The organism is Mucilaginibacter sp. PAMC 26640 (genome assembly GCA_001596135.1).
Lineage (GTDB): Bacteria > Bacteroidota > Bacteroidia > Sphingobacteriales > Sphingobacteriaceae > Mucilaginibacter.
Genome location: CP014773.1, coordinates 2,801,144 through 2,817,196 on the forward strand (window position 1 = coordinate 2,801,144; position 16,053 = coordinate 2,817,196).

Consider the following 16,053-nt stretch of genomic DNA (forward strand, 5'->3'; position numbering starts at 1 on the left):
TTCGCCGCTGTTGGTGTTATCGCCAACAACCCATTATTAATTTTAAAGTATGTGGTATAACAATATCCTGGAAACCATTGGCAATACGCCCCTGGTAAAGCTGAATAAAGTAGTAAAAGATATACCAGCTACTGTGCTGGCCAAAATAGAGACCACCAATCCCGGTAATTCAATTAAGGACCGTATGGCCCTTAAAATGATTGAGGATGCTGAAAAAAGCGGTAAGCTTAAACCGGGCGGAACTATCATCGAAGGTACATCGGGCAATACCGGTATGGGCCTGGCCATTGCCGCGGTAATAAAAGGCTACAAATGTATTTTCACGAGTACCGATAAGCAATCCAAAGAAAAATTTGATGCGCTGCGTGCCTTTGGTGCAGAGGTGATTGTTTGTCCTACCAACGTGGATCCGGAAGACCCACGGTCATACTATTCGGTGTCCTCCCGTTTGGAGCGCGAGGTGCCCAACTCGTGGAAACCAAACCAATACGATAACCTGAGCAATTCGCAGGCCCATTATGAGCAAACAGGTCCAGAGATATGGGAGCAAACCGAAGGCAAGATCACACACCTGGTAGTAGGTGTGGGCACCGGCGGTACCATCTCCGGCACTGCTCGGTTTTTGAAAGAAAAAAACCCGGCCATAAAAGTTTTGGGTATTGATACCTATGGTTCCATATTCAAGAAATACAAAGAAACAGGCGAGTTCGATAAGAACGAGATCTACCCGTATATTACCGAAGGGATCGGCGAGGACTTCCTGCCGCAGAATGTCGATTTTAGTCTGATCGATCATTTTGAAAAAGTAACAGATAAAGACGCGGCGCTGATGACCCGCGAGATCGCCCGTAAGGAGGGTATTTTTGCCGGCAATTCTACCGGTTCAGCCATTGCCGGTGTGCTGCAAATGAAGGATATGTTTAAGGAAGGTGATGTGGTGGTGGTGATTTTTCCGGATCATGGTACCCGCTATCTGGGTAAAATGTATAACGACGATTGGCTGCGCGACCGCGGATTTATCAAGGAAGAAAAACTGACTGCCCGCCATATCATCAGCAAAAAAGAAAGCCAGGAAATTGTTACCATCGATTGTGAGAAAACGGTATTAGAAGCTATTAACACTATCAAATCTTTAAACATCAGCCAGATCCCGGTGACGCAAAAAGGTATGGTGATCGGTAAAATAACGGAGAGTGATATCCTTGGTTCGCTGATGGAAAACCCGGGCATTAAATCGCAGCCGGTAAAAAGTATCTCCACTGCACCGTTCCCCTTTGTTGATCTGAATACCTCTATCGATAAGATCTCCGGTATGATCAATAAGGATAACATCGCTGTGCTGGTAGAAGATGAGCATGGCAACATCGAGATCATCACACAGTACGATATTATCAATGCGATATCGGCATAGGGAGCTAAAAGGATTAAGTTGAAAGCTGAAAAGTTTTTAATTGTAGAGACGCGATACCTCGCGTCTTTTTTTTTAAACATTTCGATATTTAAAATATGAAATACTACAGCTGTCGCGAGTTTTCAACTCGTGACACCGCTGTCGCGAGTTTTTAACTCGCGACTATGCATGGTGTCAGCTTTCAGCTGACGCAAGCTGGAAGCTTGCACTATGCCCACCACGAGATACGCTGCGCTAATCTCGCGGCAGCAAAAAAAATATGAAATACTTAATACGCTATAACCGCTGTCGCGAGTTTTCAAACCGCTGTCGCGAGTTTTCAAACCGCTGTCGCGAGTTTTCAACTCGTGACTATGCATGGTGTCAGCTTTCAGCTGACGCAAGCTGGAAGCTTGCAATATGCCCACCACGAGATACGCTGCGCTAATCTCGCGGCAGCAAAAAAAGGTGCTTTTAATATGCACATCATTATCCACCACCGCTGTCGCGAGCTTTCAACTCGTGACTATGCATTGCGTCAGCTTTCAGCTGACGCAAGCTGGAAGCTTGCACTATGCCCACCACGAGATACGCTACGCTAATCTCGCGGCAGCAAAAGGCAGCAAAAAAGGTGCTTTCTATCTGCACATCTTAAATCCGCACATTTGCACATCATCCTCTACTCCTCATTCTTCCTCGCCAACTCTGCTTTATATACATTATTGAGTTTTTGCGAAGATTGGATGAGCAAATAGATCCTGGTGCCTTTTTCGCGGGCCAGGGGGTTAAGCACTTCGCCGGTTTTGCGGTAACTATCCAGCATGGGGGCAAGCCTTCTCTCTACATTGTCATCATCATCTACATAGATGATGTACCGCGCATCCAGCGTAGGTGGGGCCCAAAGGGTAAAGCTGCTATTGAGACTAGCTACATCTGGCATGTTGTACTTTTTGTGGAAATGGTGCAAAGCACCGGCTTCGCCATAGTTATCAGCGTAAATTTGCGCATGCTGTTGCTGTTCGGGCGTAAGGCTGTGATAGGCAGCCGCTGCCTTTTGGGCCATCTCTTCCCAGCCTAGCATGTCCGCATAATCCTGCGTGGTGGGGTGTTTTTGCAGATCCTCCCAAGTGATAATAAAATCCAAAAAGGGCAAATTTTGCCGCGTGTATCTGAAGAAGCCAAGTGTTTTATCCAGTGACAGTACTGGTAGTACGATAGGCAGGATCAATAGGTTTGGCACTACAAAAAATAATATTGCGGCCACGCGTAATACTACATTAGAGCGTTTGATGAACTTCTCGAATGCAAAACCACCTGCCGCAAAAAGCATGGGATACGCCCCAAACAGGTAATAATTTTTACCGTTCATCTCCAGCAAAAATAGAAAGATGAGGATATAGGCAATAGCCAGGTACCTGAATCGCCTCAGCGAAAACGAAAACAGCAGGAAGCCAAAACCGACAAGCCAAACAAAAAGGGCGGGGCCATTCACCAGTAATTGCTGCATACTAAAGTCGCCCGGGGTAACATAGTCCAGCTGGGTGGCGCGCAGTTCTTTCATGTGATTAATCACCGGCAGGTGATGTGCAAACTGCCAGATGATATTGGGCAGAAATATAAGTACGGCAATTAAAGCGGCTATGATGACATGGCGGTTAAAAAGTAATTTCCTTTCCTTACTGATGAGGATGCCGATGATGAGCGAAAAGGTAAAGAAAGCCATGGTATACTTGGTAAGCATTCCAAGGCCAACAGCAGCGCCGAGCCAATACAGGTAGCGTACATCGGCAGTGTTTAAATACTTGGTAAAAAGCCACACGGTAACTACCCACCAAAGCTGATCGAACACTACGGGTTGAAAAAGATATTCGCTTGCGGCAAACGCCGGAGCAAAGATTAGGGCAAGGCAGGCAAGGGTAATAGCAAACCGCCGGCCGCCCAGTTCTACGGTGATGCGCCCGGTAAGCCAAACGATGAGCCCGGCGGCTATAGTGGGGAAGATGCGTGCTGCGAATACCGAATCGCCAAAAACTGACAACGTAATTTTAGCCAGTATGGCAATGAACGGGGGCACTTCTTTGTAACCCCAGTCCAGGTGGTCTGCCAAAACCAGGTGCAAAAATTCGTCGCGGTGAAACCCGAAACGGCTGATGGCTAAAAGGTTTAGCAGCACCTTTAGCGCAACAAAGATCATGATGAACTTAGAGTAACTTGATCTCCGGTTTTTGTAGGGCATTAATTGGTTGTTAAAGCTGAACGCTCGGGGCTGAAAGGCTAAAGCTATAAAAAAAAGCAGAAAGACAAAACAGCGGTTTTCTGCTTTGCACTTTCTGCTTTCGTTTTATTTTAAACTCTTTTTATATCTGCACCCAGTGCAATTAAACGCTCATCTATATTTTGATAGCCGCGTTCTATTTGCTCGATATTGTAGATGGTTGATTTACCTTTTGCTGATAGCGCAGCAATCAGTAAGGAAACTCCGGCACGGATATCCGGCGAGGTCATAGAGATGCCACGCAACTGAATTTGCTTGTCCAGGCCGATAACGGTAGCACGGTGCGGATCGCAAAGAATAATGTTGGCCCCCATATCCAGCAGTTTATCTACGAAGAATAAACGGCTCTCAAACATTTTCTGGTGAATAAGTACCGAACCCTTTGCTTGTGTGGCTACTACCAGCACAATGCTCAGCAGATCGGGCGTAAAGCCCGGCCATGGCGAATCGGCCACGGTTAGCAGTGTGCCATCAATAAACGTATCGATCTCATAATGATCCTGTGATGGAATGTAAATATCATCGCCGCGCAGTTCCATCTTGATCCCGAGGCGTTTGAATACATCCGGGATCATTCCCAGCTCTTTGTATTTAACATCTTTAATGGTGATCTCAGATCCCGTCATAGCAGCAACTCCGATGAACGATCCGATCTCGATCATATCCGGCAGCATGGTATGGTCTGTGCCGCCCAGGCTTTCTACGCCTTCAATAGTTAACAGATTGGATGCAATACCGCTGATCTTAGCGCCCATGCGGTTAAGCATTTTGCAAAGCTGCTGCAGGTAGGGCTCGCAGGCAGCATTATAAATGGTAGTGGTGCCTTTGGCTAAAACGGCAGCCATTACAATGTTAGCCGTACCGGTAACTGATGCTTCATCTAACAGGATGTAAGTGCCTTTTAGGTTGGATGCATCTACGTTGTAAAAGCCATTTTCCGGGTTATAATCAAACCTGGCGCCCAGTTTCTCAAAGCCCAGGAAGTGGGTGTCCAGCCTGCGGCGGCCGATTTTATCGCCACCCGGTTTTGGGATAGACGCCTTTCCAAAACGAGCCAGCAGCGGGCCCAGGATCATAATAGATCCACGCAAACCGCCGCCCTTTGTTTTAAAAGCGTCGGAATTGAAAAAATCCTGGTCTATTTCTTTGGCCTCGAAAGTGCAGGTAGAGCGCGACGTGCGGTTCACCTCAACACCCATATCGCCAATTAATTCAATCAGTTTATTAACATCCTGTATATCAGGTATGTTATTAATGGTCATTTTTTCGCCGGTAAGTAATACAGCGGATATAATTTGCAGCGCCTCGTTCTTGGCACCCTGCGGGATGATCTCGCCTTTTAGCTTTTTACCGCCCTGTATCTCAAATGCATTCCTCATAAGTATGGTTTTAGTCCATGGTCCATAGTCGATAGACCATAGTTTGGCAAAGATTAGAAAAGTATATTACTTATACAATCTGTTATGATCTATTAACAAAGAGCCCAGGATAATTGGCTATTGACCAAGGACTATTGACCACCTACTAATATTTCTTAGCGCCACCCGGGTTACGCCCGCGGTTGTTATTTTGGTTGTTATTATTATTCCGCGGGTTATTGTTGTTGGTACGGCCACCACCACCGCCGCCACCGCCATTGTTGCGGTTGTTTTGGTTATTGTTATTTTGGTTGTTGTTGGTGCGGCCGCCCCGGTTGTTGTTGTTGTTCTGATTATTGTTGTATGGATTGGTGCGGAACTCTACCTTGTTAAGGTTAACGTTTTCCTCCAATTTTAATTCACCGCCCGATAAGTGCAGCAGATCCGACAAGATCAGGTCATCGGCAACAGAATCTTTATTCCACTGTACATAGGCCATTTTCATGAAATTGGCTATGGCCTGCACCATATGGCGGCGACGGTCCGGCTCTTCAATGCTTTTGGCTTTCTCTATCATCATTTCTATGGTTTTGCCATAGTGTTTGTACCTGATGCGTTGGTGCGGGTATTTAAGTGGCTCGGGTTTTAAATGGATAGCTTCAGGGCTTGGCTTTGGGTACGGAGAATCCACATCCAGTTGAAAATCAGATATAATGTGCAGGTGATCCCAAAGTTTGTGCTTAAAGTCGGCTACGTCGCGCAGGTGAGGGTTTAAAAAACCCATCAGGTCTATCACCACCTGTGCATATTTGTTGCGTTCTTCTTTAGTAGGCAGTGCAACAATGTATTTCACCATGTTTTGCACGTTGCGGCCGTATTCGGTAAGTAAAAGTTTATTCCGGGTAGAGTTATAATCAAACTCACCAGGCAAAGTAGTTAATGCCATGTATTTTTTTAATGAAGTAAAATATCTTGAAGTGTTCCCGGCACATGGACAGTTTCCTAAAAAAGAGGCAGAAACCGGAGTGCCGAAATGGATTAGTACGAAGTACTAACGCAAATATAAAATAATTATGATAAAGTGCAAGTTGTTAATTTTAAGTGAACATAATTGAGTGAACACGAATTGAGTGAACACGAATTTGATCGAACAAAACGAATTTCACGAATTTTGATTTGCAAGTGGATTAGTGCATAAGGCGAAATGATTTGAGAAAATTCGCCTAATCCGTGAAATTCGTGTTCACTCAGTCTGCAATATGTTTTATTAACATCGACCATTGAACGCCCATTAAGTGAACACGAATTTGATCGAACAAAACGAATTTCACGAATTTTGATTTGCAAGTGGCTTAGTGCATAGGCGATATGATTTGAGAAAATTCGAATAATTAGTGAAATTCGTGTTCACTCAATAAATTCGCCCAATTCATATACACTCAAGTCTCCTCCAAAATTATTTGTTCTATTTTAGCGCTAAGCATCTACTCAAATGAACAAGCAGTCTGCAATTATTACTTCGGTTGATATCTATCGTTTCAGTATCCCCATGGAACCTTTTACCATTGCTACGGGTACAATGGATCACGCGGCAAATACTTTTATTCGTGTGCATACCGACGCTGGTTTTTACGGGGTAGGGGAATGCTCGGCTTTCCCGATGATTGTTGGCGAAACACAGGATACTTGCCTGGTGATGGCTAAAGACTTTGCTAAATTGTGGAAAGGCCAAAACGCGCTGGAAATCCCTGCCCGCATGCAGCAATTACATAATGCCGCCGCAGGTAATGGTACCATTAAGAGTGCCTTTGATATGGCGCTGTTTGATATTGCTGCGAAAAATGCGGGACTGCCTCTTTATAAATTCCTGGGCGGGGAAAAGCGGGTGGTGGAAAGCGATATCACCATTGGCATAGGCACGCCGGAGGTAATGGCAAAAAAGGCAATTGAGTTTAAGGCATCCGGAGCAAATATATTGAAGGTAAAGCTGGGTAAAGGTGCCGCAACAGATGTAGAACGGATCAAACAGATCCGTGAGGCCGTCGGGCCGGAAATGAAGATCAGGATAGATGCCAACCAGGGCTGGAGCTTTGATGAAGCGGTGTTTGCTTTGCAGGCGCTTGGCGAATACGATATAGAATTTTGCGAACAACCAATGCGCACCTGGTATGATGACCTGCTGCCCGAACTGATGGGCCGCTCGCCGGTGAAGATCATGGCTGATGAAAGCGTTTACAACCATCACGATGCCCGCAAGCAGATCAACAGCGGCAGCTGCCATTACGTAAACATTAAAATGGCCAAAGCCGGCGGTATTATTGAAGCAAAAAAGATCCACGATACCTGCGCCGAAAAAGGCATTCCTTGTATGATGGGCGGCATGCTGGAAAGCCGGATTGCCCTTAGCAGCAAGCTCCATTTCGTTTACGCCAGTCCCAATATTCAATTCTATGATATGGATACCTGCAAATTAGGCCATTTAATTGACCCCTGTGTGGGCGGTGCCCAATACAATGGTTACCACCTGGGCATCAGCGATGCGCCGGGAATAGGGGCAGATGCCGATGAGGAGTTTTTGGCAGGTTGTGAAAAGTGGAGTTTTTAGATGTCTGAATCAGCATTTACAGAATTAGAGAATTCACAGAATTAGATCTGCACATTCTGAAAATTTAGAAATTCTGTAAATTCTGATTCAGACGATTTACTACTTGCTCAGTTCCGCAAAATATTTATGAAATAACGGGATAGTCTCGATCCCTTTATAATAGTTAAATATGTCATACTTCTCATTTGGCGAGTGCAGTGCGTCGCTGTCCAGTCCAAAACCCATGAGTACGGTTTTTAAGCCCAGTTCAGCTTCAAACAAAGCTACAATAGGGATACTGCCGCCGCCGCGGGTCGGTATCGGCTGCTTTCCAAATGCTTCGGCGATGGCTTTTTGGGCCGCTTTGTAAGCAATGCTGTCGGTAGGCGTAACAGCAGGCTCGCCACCATGGTGCGGAGTTACTTTTACTTTAACAGATTTGGGTGCTATCGACAGGAAGTGATCGGTAAAAAGTTGCGTTATTTTTTCCGAGGTTTGGTTGGGTACCAAACGCATGGAGATCTTTGCACTTGCTTTTGATGGCAGCACGGTTTTAGCACCTTCGCCAATATAGCCACCCCAAATGCCGTTTACCTCTAAAGTAGGGCGGGTGCCGGTACGCTCAAAAGTGGTGTAGCCCTTTTCGCCCCATACTTCAGCAATATCCAAGTCTGTTTTATATGCTGCTTCATCGTATGGTGCAGCGTTCAATTCCGCTCGCTCGGTTTCGGTAAGCTCCTGCACATCATGGTAAAAGCCGGGAATGGTGATATGGTTGTCCTCATCGTGCAAGGATGCGATCATTTTAGCCAAAATCGTGGCCGGGTTTGCTACAGCACCACCATATACGCCCGAGTGCAGATCGCGGTTGGGGCCGGTTACTTCTACCTCCAGATAAGATAGTCCGCGCAGGCCGGTTTCCAATGATGGGTGCTCCATGCTGATCATCGAGGTATCAGATATCAGTACCACATCTGCTTTTAAACGCTGTTTATGTTCTTTAACAAAAATGCCGAGGTTGTTTGAGCCAACTTCTTCCTCACCCTCTATCATGAATTTGATATTGCAGGGCAGGGTATCGGTTTGCATCATCAGTTCAAATGCTTTAACGTGCATATAAAACTGGCCTTTATCATCGCAGGCGCCACGGGCATAAATTTTGCCATCGCGGATGGTTGGTTCAAAGGGAGGTGTTTTCCAGAGTTCCAGCGGATCTGCAGGTTGCACATCATAGTGGCCGTAAACTAAAACCGTAGGCAAGGAAGCATCGATGATCTTCTCACCATAAACGATTGGATAACCGGCCGTTTGGCAAACTTCTACCTTTTCGGCACCGGCATCAACTAGTTTTTTGGCTACAAAATCGGCGGCGTTTAAAACGTCGGCTTTGTATTTTGGGTCGGCGCTAACGGATGGAAAACGCAGGAGTTCAAAAAGTTCGTCCAGTAAACGCTGTTTGTTTTCTTCTATATATTGCTTGATGATTTGCATAGCAGATTTATTTGCAGCAAATATAGTGTTGTTGAGAGAATTTAGCGCAAAGCGAGGGCGCCTGGATTTTAACCAGGCTTGCCTGCCCGTCCCATAAATGGGACGGCAATAAAGCAGTCTTTAATTGAGGGTTCAAAGCGCTTCGTTGTCGTCGGCTAAAGCCGGCGGAAAAGAGCGAGGTGAGCAAGCTCACCATCTGCTCCGTCCCATAAATGGGACGGCAATTAAGCAGTCTTTAATTGAGGGTTCAAAGCGCTTCGTTGTCGTCGGCTAAAGCCGGCGGAAAAGAGCGAGGTGAGCAAGCTCACCATCTGCTCCGTCCCATAAATGGGACGGCAATTAAGCACTCTCTAATTGAGGGTTCAAAGCGCTTCGTTGTCGTCGGCTAAAGCCGGCGGAAAAGAGCGAGGTGAGCAAGCTCACCATCTGCTCCGTCCCATAAATGGGACGGCAATTAAGCACTCTCTGGTTGAGGATTTAATGCACTTCTTTGTCGTCGGCTAAAGCCGGCGGAAAAGAGCGCGGTGAGCAAGCTCACCATCTGCTCCGTCCCATAAATGGGGCGGCAATGAAGCACTCTCTGGTTGTGGATTTAAAGCACTTCTTTGCCGCCGGCTTTAGCCGACGGCTAAAAAGGTGTACAGGTGCCTGCAATTTTTGGCTGCTATTATACCTTCTCCACTACTACAGCAGTGCCATAAGCTAAGACCTCGGTAATACCCTGCATTACCTCATTCGCGTCGTATCGCATGTTTACGATACCGGTAGCGCCCAAAGCCTGGGCATGTTGAATCATCAATTGGTAGGCTTCTTCACGGGCATTTTCGCAAAGTTCTACATATACAGAGAGCCTGCCACCGAACAACGACTGGATGCCGCCGGCGAAATTACCCACAACGCTACGGCTGCGAACGGTTATGCCGCGTACAACGCCCAAATGTTTGGTGATCTTATATCCTTCTAAACCGGTGCTGGTAGTGATGAGTGATGTGTTCATAGTGTTTATAATGTTTTATTTAGATGTTAGTTTTTTAAAAATGTTACCAAGGCAGGGTTTACAATGTCTGGCTGTTCAATAAATGGCAGGTGTGCAGCATCATCCACCGGCAAAAATTCGCTTTTTAATACGTTTTTTATGTCATCGCTATAGGTAAAAGGCACCGTCTTGTCATCCCTTCCCCAAATTAAGAGTACCTTTTTATGCTTAGCGTTCAATTCGGTATAAACTTCGCGGGCATTAAAATTATAGTTAAACTGGGTGGACACCAGTGCTTGCCGAAAGCCTTTGTACTCCATCTGCGGGGTATACTGCTGTACCCAGGTAGGGTGTTTATCAGGTTCTTTAAAATCGGATAATTGCCCGAGCGCCCTTTTATCGGCACCTAATGCCTCTTTAAAAGTAGTAATAAAAGGCAGCAGGTCGGGTTTATCAAATTTGTAAACCGGATCTATCAATATCACTTTATCCACCATCTCCGGGTATGCATTGGTAAAATCAGCGGCTACAGCCCCGCCAAATGAAACGCCTGCCAGGCTCACTGGTTCTTTGAGGTGCAGTTTTTGAATCAGCTCTTTCAGTTGCGTAAGGTAAAGTTCTTTATTGTAAACAACATTGGGCCGGTCGGAGTAGCCGCGGCCAAATTCATCATACCGCAATACACGGAAACCATGCTCGGTTAAATATTCATAGGTACCGTTCCAGATATAATAGGGTACGCTGAAACCGTGGATTAACACCACCACTTTGCCGGAGTCGGGGCCATCCAGTTCGTAATGTGTAACCCCCTGGCTGGTTTCTACATAAAGCCCGTTAGTGTTTTTACGCAAGTTGTAAGTAAGTTCTTTAGTTTCTTTGTTCAAGCTGAAGAACATAGCGGCAATTACACCGGCTCCAATAAAAAGCAGAACGAGAATAACCTTTAGCAGGTTTTTGAAAAATTTCATTGTGGGGGAGAATAAGGTTTTATTAAAGGTTAAAAGTAATGGAATTATTTAATTTTACGCCACATCCTAATTCAATATATAATGCGGATAACTTTAATCGGATCGGGAAATGTTGCTACCCACCTGGCGGCGGCGCTTAAAAATGCCGGGCACCGGATAGTACAGGTTTACAGCCCTAACATGCATAATGCTGCTTTGCTGGCCTATCATGTAGGGGCCACCGCCGTTGATAGCCTGGCCGATGTGAGCGCGGAGACCGATCTATTTATCATAGCCGTAAAGGATGATGCTATTGCAGAACTTGTGCCTCGATTGTCTGCCCATCAAAAACTCATTGTACATACATCCGGTGCGGTGAGCCTGCAAACGCTGCTGGAATTTACAACAAATGCCGGGATATTTTACCCGCTGCAAACTTTCAGCAAAACAAAAGAGCTGGATTTTTGGCAGGTACCGCTGTGTATTGAAGGCGCCGATGAGCAGATCACCAAACACCTGGAAGAACTGGCCCGTACCATCAGTAATAATGTTTACCGCGTAAGTTCCGCGCAGCGTAAAGTTTTGCATCTTGCTGCGGTTTTTGCCTGCAACTTTACCAATTACCTTTACGGTATAGCGCAGGGACTTTTGCAGGAAAACGAATTAAGTTTCGACATGCTTCGCCCGCTGATTGCCGAAACTGCCGACAAGATAAAGGTGCATTCACCGGCATTGGTACAAACCGGGCCGGCGATCCGAAATGACGAAAAAACAATGCAAGCGCATTTGCAAATGCTTGAGGGAAAGGCCGGATTAAAGAAAATTTATCAATTACTAAGTCAGGATATTATCAAAAACGATAACTTGGGTAACGGGGATAAGTAATTTTGTTACTTTTGCCAAAATGAATATTTTTAAGCTAAAGATAAACTTTGAAGAAAAGGATCACGACACGATCGAGCTCCCTATTGCCGAAGGTGAGTCTGTTTTAGACGTTTGCCTGGAAAACGGCATAGATTTACAGCATAATTGCGGCGGCGTTTGCGGTTGCAGCACCTGCCATGTATATGTAAACAAAGGCATGGACAGCCTGCAGGAGATCTCTGATAAAGAAGAAGACTTTATCGACAGGGCGGTGAACCCGCGTATTACCTCACGCCTGGGTTGCCAGTGCGTAGTAATAGATGGCGATATAGAAGTTACCCTGCCCGACCAGTCGGATTTTATGGGGCACTAATTAAATTTGAGCACCAAACGTAAATAACCATACGTTAAGTACATATAAAATGACGAACGACAAATTTGCGCTTCCTATTCAATGGAACGACTACGAAGATATAGCCATGAGCCTTTACGAAAAGTTTGGCGATGATTTTAGCGAATCAAAGATCTACCGCATCCGGTTTACCGAATTGGTGGATTGGGTACTTTCTCTCCCTAACTTTGCCGGTACCCGCGAGCAATCAAACGAAGGCCATTTGGAGCAAATTCAAAGTGCCTGGGTTTACGAGTGGCGGGACAATCAATAATTTGTAATGTGCAGATGTGCAAATTACATATGTGCAGATGAACTTTCCTATTCGGTAAAATTAAAACAAATCGGTGCAATCCCTAAAAAATCGGTGTAATCCTAAACCATGGAATCCTTTTTAAACAAGCTTAAAGACATAACAACTTTTATTTTTGACGTGGACGGTGTGCTAACCGACGGTTCGATCTCCGTTACCGAAACCGGCATCCAGAGCCGTGCCTTTAATATAAAGGATGGGTATGCTTTACAACTGGCCGTTAAAAGCGGTTATAATGTGGCCGCAATTTCGGGGAGCCGCAGTAAAAGCGCTCTGTTCCGGTTAAATAGCCTGGGTATCAATGATGTTTATTTGGGTGCTCATACTAAAACCGAGCGTTTTAAGATCTACGTGGAGGAAAAAAGCATCAATCCATCAAACGTGCTTTACATGGCCGATGATATCCCCGATTTGGGGGTAATGAAAATGGTTGGCCTGCCCGTTTGCCCAGCTGATGCCTGTGAAGAGATCAAAGCCGTTAGTGCATTTGTTTCTCCCTATGCTGGTGGTAAGGGCTGCGTTCGGGATATCATCGAAAAGGTGATGAAGATTCAGGGCAAGTGGATGAACGAACAGGCCTATAGCTGGTAGGTAGTCGATGGTCCATAGTCAATGGGCCGTAGCAGAAATTTAAATGAAGGTTATCCATAGACTATCGTCTATGGACTATGGTCTAAAAAGGCAATGAAAAATTTAAAACTCATTCTCGCATCCAAATCCCCCCGCCGGCAAGAGCTTTTAAAACTGATGGATATCGAATTCCGTGTGGTTTTAAAAGAAGTTGATGAATCTTACCCTGAAGGATTGACACCCGCCGAAATAGCACTTTACATTGCTGTTAAAAAAGCTGAAGCCTTTGATGAGGATGTTACCGATGAGGTGGTTTTAACAGCCGATACCATAGTGGCTATAGATGGTTTAATATTGGGAAAACCGGAAAATGCCGACCATGCTGTGGAAATGCTACAACGCTTATCTGGCAAGGTGCACGAAGTTTACACCGGGGTTTGCCTGCTGCATCATCACCAATACAATAAATTTTACGACAGGAGCGAAGTTTTTTTTCGCAAGCTAACCGATCACGAGATCAGGAGCTATGTGGAGGAATATCAGCCCTTTGATAAAGCCGGCTCCTACGGCATCCAGCAGCGCATTGGGCTGATCGGCATCGAGCGCATCAATGGTTCGTACACTAATGTGGTAGGCTTGCCTACCGAGAAGGTGTATCAGCAGTTGAGTCGTCTGAATCAGAATTAACAGAATTTGAAAATTTTCAGAATTGTAGAGACGCGATACTTCGCGCCTCCCATAGGCAATCATAGATGCTGATCCGTTGCTGAAAGCTGCTGCGTATCAAACGCAAATCGCAAAGTATTGCGTTACTACCTAAAGCCCCCGCCAAATTTTTCAATCCTGTTCTAAGCGCTACAGCTTTTTTACGTTATTTTTCCTGTTGATATCAGGCAGGGCATTATCCGGGTCCACAGTAACACTTTCAACTTCTTTTGGTGATGACAGGATAAAGGTTGCTACCTTCTGCTGCAGCCAGGTTTCTACCGGCAGGTAGTTGCGCTGGGTGCTGCCATCCTTAAACTTCACCGCCACGGTAAAGGGCATTGCCATTAATTCTTTATTGGCAACGGTTACTTTGATACCTTTTGCGTGGTCTTTGTCTGTATATTCAGCGTCGATGAGTGCTATATCCAATTTATAATTATTGTAAAACCAGCTTTTCCAAAACCAGCCCAGGTCTTCCCCTGCACCGTTTTCCATCGACCGGAAAAAGTCATCGGGCTGCGGGTGTTTGTAGGCCCATTTGTGGATATAGTTTTTAAAGGCATAATCAAACCGGTCTTTCCCCAGGATCTGTTCGCGCAGTAAGACCAATCCGAAGGCAGGCTTAAAGTAGGTGAGCGGGTGTCGATACTTTTCTGGGATGGCGTCGGGCTGGGTCATAATGCTTGGCGATTCCTGGTCCAGGATATAGGGAACGATCTCATCAGCAGGGTTGCCACCGTGTTCAGCATATTCACCATCGCGTTTTGGTGCATATTCTCCCTTATTAAAGGCATCAGATGCATAGATATCTATAAAAGTGTTGAAGCCCTCATCCATCCAGGCGAAGCGGCGTTCATCGCTGCCAACGATCATGGGGAACCAATTATGGCCAATTTCGTGCGCAGTTACCCAGTATAATTCTTTACCCTTATCCGTTATGCCGTCGAAAACAATACCCGGGTACTCCATCCCGCCGGCAATACCGGCCTCATTTACCGCAACAGGGTAAGGGTATACAAACCATTTTTCTGAGAAATACTCAATAGACACTTTCAAATATTCAGTGGCGCGGCCCCAAGCCTCAATACCTGCGCTTTCTACTGGGTAAACAGACATCGCCAGCGATTGTTTACCACCCGGCAGGTTCACCCTTGCTGCATCCCATATAAACGCTTTGGAAGCGCCAAAGGCCACATCACGGGTGTTGAACATTTTAAAATGCCAGGTCAGGGTGCTTTTACCGGCCGGTCTAGATGATGCGCTGGTTACTTCAGCGGCGCTGCGGATCATCACCGTTTTATCACTTGCTTTTGCGGCGGCCAAACGGCTTATTTGGGTGGGAGTTAAAACCTCAGCCGGATTCAGCAGTTCGCCCGAGCCTGCCACAATCATATCTGCAGGAACGGTTACTTTATAATCGATATCGCCATATTCCAGATAGAACTCGCCGCTGCCTAAAAACGGGGCGGTATCCCAACCGCGCATATCATCATAAACGCACATGCGCGGGTAAAACTGGGCTATTTCGTAGATCTTACCGTTTTTGGTATCCGTATAATCGGTACGGCCACCAAAATTGCCGGGCACCGTGTAATGATATTTTACAACGAAATTGATCTTACCGCCTTTAGCGCTAACGGCTGCGGGCAGGCGCACCTGCATTCGGGTATCGGTAATAACATAATTCAGCCTGGTATTCTTTCCGTTCTGCAGCATTTCAACCGATTCTACATTATACCCGGTGGTATGATCCGGTGCGGTTATACCTGTAACATAGTTAGATCGGGCATCTTTTTTATACGTATTCTGGTCCAAATGCAGCCACAGGTATTGCAGTGCGTCGGGGCTGTTATTGGTATAGCTGATGTTGGCCGAGCCGGTGATAGTTTTACTCACCGTATCCAGTTTTACCTCCAGCTGGTAATCCGCCCGGTTTTGCCAGTATTTGGGGCCCGGTTCACCATTTGCCGAGTGGGACTCATTACCTTTTTCGGTAAATGGCGTGGTGGAAAATATAGCCGGGGGCTGATAGTTAGTGCTGATGGTATCGTTACTGTTTTTCTTTTGCGCTTGGGCGATACATGCGGATGCAATTAACAGCGGGATACAGATGAATACTTTTTTCATAGGGGGGCTTAAATGCTGACCAATATACAAAGGCATCCTAACAAATCTGTTTTTAGTTT

15 protein-coding genes are annotated in these 16,053 nt (G+C 45.9%); 7 read left to right on the forward strand and 8 right to left on the reverse strand.

Features of this window, described 5'->3' with window-relative positions; translation table 11 throughout:
- Positions 1-49 precede the first annotated feature (49 nt).
- Positions 50-1,411, forward strand: coding sequence for a cystathionine beta-synthase (locus A0256_12210; protein ID AMR32132.1), 1,362 nt, complete (start codon positions 50-52; stop codon positions 1,409-1,411).
- A gap of 122 nt (positions 1,412-1,533) precedes the next feature.
- Here the strand turns inward: A0256_12210 and A0256_12215 are convergent, their stop codons facing one another.
- The 4 genes from A0256_12215 to A0256_12230 all read right to left on the reverse strand — a co-directional run bounded on the left by A0256_12215 (position 1,534) and on the right by A0256_12230 (position 5,969).
- Positions 1,534-1,887 (reverse strand): hypothetical protein, encoded by a 354-nt coding sequence (locus A0256_12215; GenBank protein ID AMR32133.1) that lies wholly within the window; start codon positions 1,885-1,887, stop codon positions 1,534-1,536.
- Between the two features lie 182 nt (positions 1,888-2,069).
- Entirely contained in the window at positions 2,070-3,626 is a 1,557-nt protein-coding gene (locus A0256_12220; GenBank protein ID AMR32134.1) for a hypothetical protein, read from the reverse strand.
- 110 nt (positions 3,627-3,736) lie between these two features.
- Positions 3,737-5,044, reverse strand: coding sequence for a UDP-N-acetylglucosamine 1-carboxyvinyltransferase (locus A0256_12225; protein ID AMR32135.1), 1,308 nt, complete (start codon positions 5,042-5,044; stop codon positions 3,737-3,739).
- 145 nt (positions 5,045-5,189) lie between these two features.
- Positions 5,190-5,969, reverse strand: a complete 780-nt coding sequence (locus tag A0256_12230) for a hypothetical protein (GenBank protein ID AMR32136.1) — start codon at positions 5,967-5,969, stop codon at positions 5,190-5,192.
- Between the two features lie 546 nt (positions 5,970-6,515).
- Here A0256_12230 and A0256_12235 point away from each other — a divergent pair.
- On the forward strand, positions 6,516-7,628 hold the full coding sequence (locus A0256_12235) for a dipeptide epimerase (protein AMR32137.1): 1,113 nt from the start codon (positions 6,516-6,518) through the stop codon (positions 7,626-7,628).
- A 99-nt stretch (positions 7,629-7,727) separates the two neighbouring features.
- Here A0256_12235 and A0256_12240 read toward each other — a convergent pair whose 3' ends face one another.
- The 3 genes from A0256_12240 to A0256_12250 form a co-directional block, all read right to left on the reverse strand.
- Positions 7,728-9,098, reverse strand: coding sequence for a peptidase dimerization domain protein (locus A0256_12240; protein AMR32138.1), 1,371 nt, complete (start codon positions 9,096-9,098; stop codon positions 7,728-7,730).
- A 667-nt stretch (positions 9,099-9,765) separates the two neighbouring features.
- A complete protein-coding gene (locus A0256_12245; protein ID AMR32139.1) occupies positions 9,766-10,095 on the reverse strand; it encodes a hypothetical protein in 330 nt (109 codons plus the stop codon).
- Positions 10,096-10,121: 26 nt separating this feature from the next.
- Positions 10,122-11,042 carry a hypothetical protein gene (locus A0256_12250; protein ID AMR32140.1) on the reverse strand — a complete coding sequence of 307 codons (921 nt, stop codon included), beginning with the start codon at positions 11,040-11,042 and terminating at the stop codon, positions 10,122-10,124.
- 81 nt (positions 11,043-11,123) lie between these two features.
- Here A0256_12250 and A0256_12255 point away from each other — a divergent pair, with 81 nt between their 5' ends.
- The 5 genes from A0256_12255 (at position 11,124) to A0256_12275 (ending at position 13,846) form a co-directional block, all read left to right on the forward strand.
- Positions 11,124-11,906, forward strand: coding sequence for an oxidoreductase (locus tag A0256_12255; protein ID AMR32141.1), 783 nt, complete (start codon positions 11,124-11,126; stop codon positions 11,904-11,906).
- Between the two features lie 19 nt (positions 11,907-11,925).
- On the forward strand, positions 11,926-12,258 hold the full coding sequence (locus tag A0256_12260; GenBank protein AMR32142.1) for a ferredoxin: 333 nt from the start codon (positions 11,926-11,928) through the stop codon (positions 12,256-12,258).
- Between the two features lie 49 nt (positions 12,259-12,307).
- The gene (locus tag A0256_12265; GenBank protein ID AMR32143.1) at positions 12,308-12,550 is read left to right on the forward strand and encodes a FeS assembly protein IscX; all 243 of its coding nucleotides are present in this window, start codon (positions 12,308-12,310) and stop codon (positions 12,548-12,550) included.
- Between the two features lie 108 nt (positions 12,551-12,658).
- Positions 12,659-13,180 (forward strand): 3-deoxy-D-manno-octulosonate 8-phosphate phosphatase, encoded by a 522-nt coding sequence (locus A0256_12270; protein AMR32144.1) that lies wholly within the window; start codon positions 12,659-12,661, stop codon positions 13,178-13,180.
- A 93-nt stretch (positions 13,181-13,273) separates the two neighbouring features.
- Positions 13,274-13,846, forward strand: a complete 573-nt coding sequence (locus A0256_12275) for a septum formation inhibitor Maf (GenBank protein ID AMR32145.1) — start codon at positions 13,274-13,276, stop codon at positions 13,844-13,846.
- Between the two features lie 168 nt (positions 13,847-14,014).
- Here A0256_12275 and A0256_12280 read toward each other — a convergent pair whose 3' ends face one another.
- Positions 14,015-16,030: a peptidase M1 gene (locus A0256_12280; GenBank protein AMR32146.1), complete on the reverse strand. Its 2,016-nt coding sequence runs from the start codon at positions 16,028-16,030 to the stop codon at positions 14,015-14,017.
- Positions 16,031-16,053: the final 23 nt, after the last annotated feature.

Bases quoted from the DNA above. Each gene is read 5' to 3' on its own strand.
- A0256_12210 (AMR32132.1), top strand. From the start codon at position 50: ATGTGGTATAACAATATCCTGGAAACCATTGGCAATACGCCCCTGGTA.
- A0256_12220 (AMR32134.1), bottom strand. From the start codon at position 3,626: ATGCCCTACAAAAACCGGAGATCAAGTTACTCTAAGTTCATCATGATC.
- A0256_12225 (AMR32135.1), bottom strand. From the start codon at position 5,044: ATGAGGAATGCATTTGAGATACAGGGCGGTAAAAAGCTAAAAGGCGAG.
- A0256_12230 (AMR32136.1), bottom strand. From the start codon at position 5,969: ATGGCATTAACTACTTTGCCTGGTGAGTTTGATTATAACTCTACCCGG.
- A0256_12235 (AMR32137.1), top strand. From the start codon at position 6,516: ATGAACAAGCAGTCTGCAATTATTACTTCGGTTGATATCTATCGTTTC.
- A0256_12240 (AMR32138.1), bottom strand. From the start codon at position 9,098: ATGCAAATCATCAAGCAATATATAGAAGAAAACAAACAGCGTTTACTG.
- A0256_12245 (AMR32139.1), bottom strand. From the start codon at position 10,095: ATGAACACATCACTCATCACTACCAGCACCGGTTTAGAAGGATATAAG.
- A0256_12250 (AMR32140.1), bottom strand. From the start codon at position 11,042: ATGAAATTTTTCAAAAACCTGCTAAAGGTTATTCTCGTTCTGCTTTTT.
- A0256_12255 (AMR32141.1), top strand. From the start codon at position 11,124: ATGCGGATAACTTTAATCGGATCGGGAAATGTTGCTACCCACCTGGCG.
- A0256_12260 (AMR32142.1), top strand. From the start codon at position 11,926: ATGAATATTTTTAAGCTAAAGATAAACTTTGAAGAAAAGGATCACGAC.
- A0256_12265 (AMR32143.1), top strand. From the start codon at position 12,308: ATGACGAACGACAAATTTGCGCTTCCTATTCAATGGAACGACTACGAA.
- A0256_12270 (AMR32144.1), top strand. From the start codon at position 12,659: ATGGAATCCTTTTTAAACAAGCTTAAAGACATAACAACTTTTATTTTT.
- A0256_12275 (AMR32145.1), top strand. From the start codon at position 13,274: ATGAAAAATTTAAAACTCATTCTCGCATCCAAATCCCCCCGCCGGCAA.
- A0256_12280 (AMR32146.1), bottom strand. From the start codon at position 16,030: ATGCCTTTGTATATTGGTCAGCATTTAAGCCCCCCTATGAAAAAAGTA.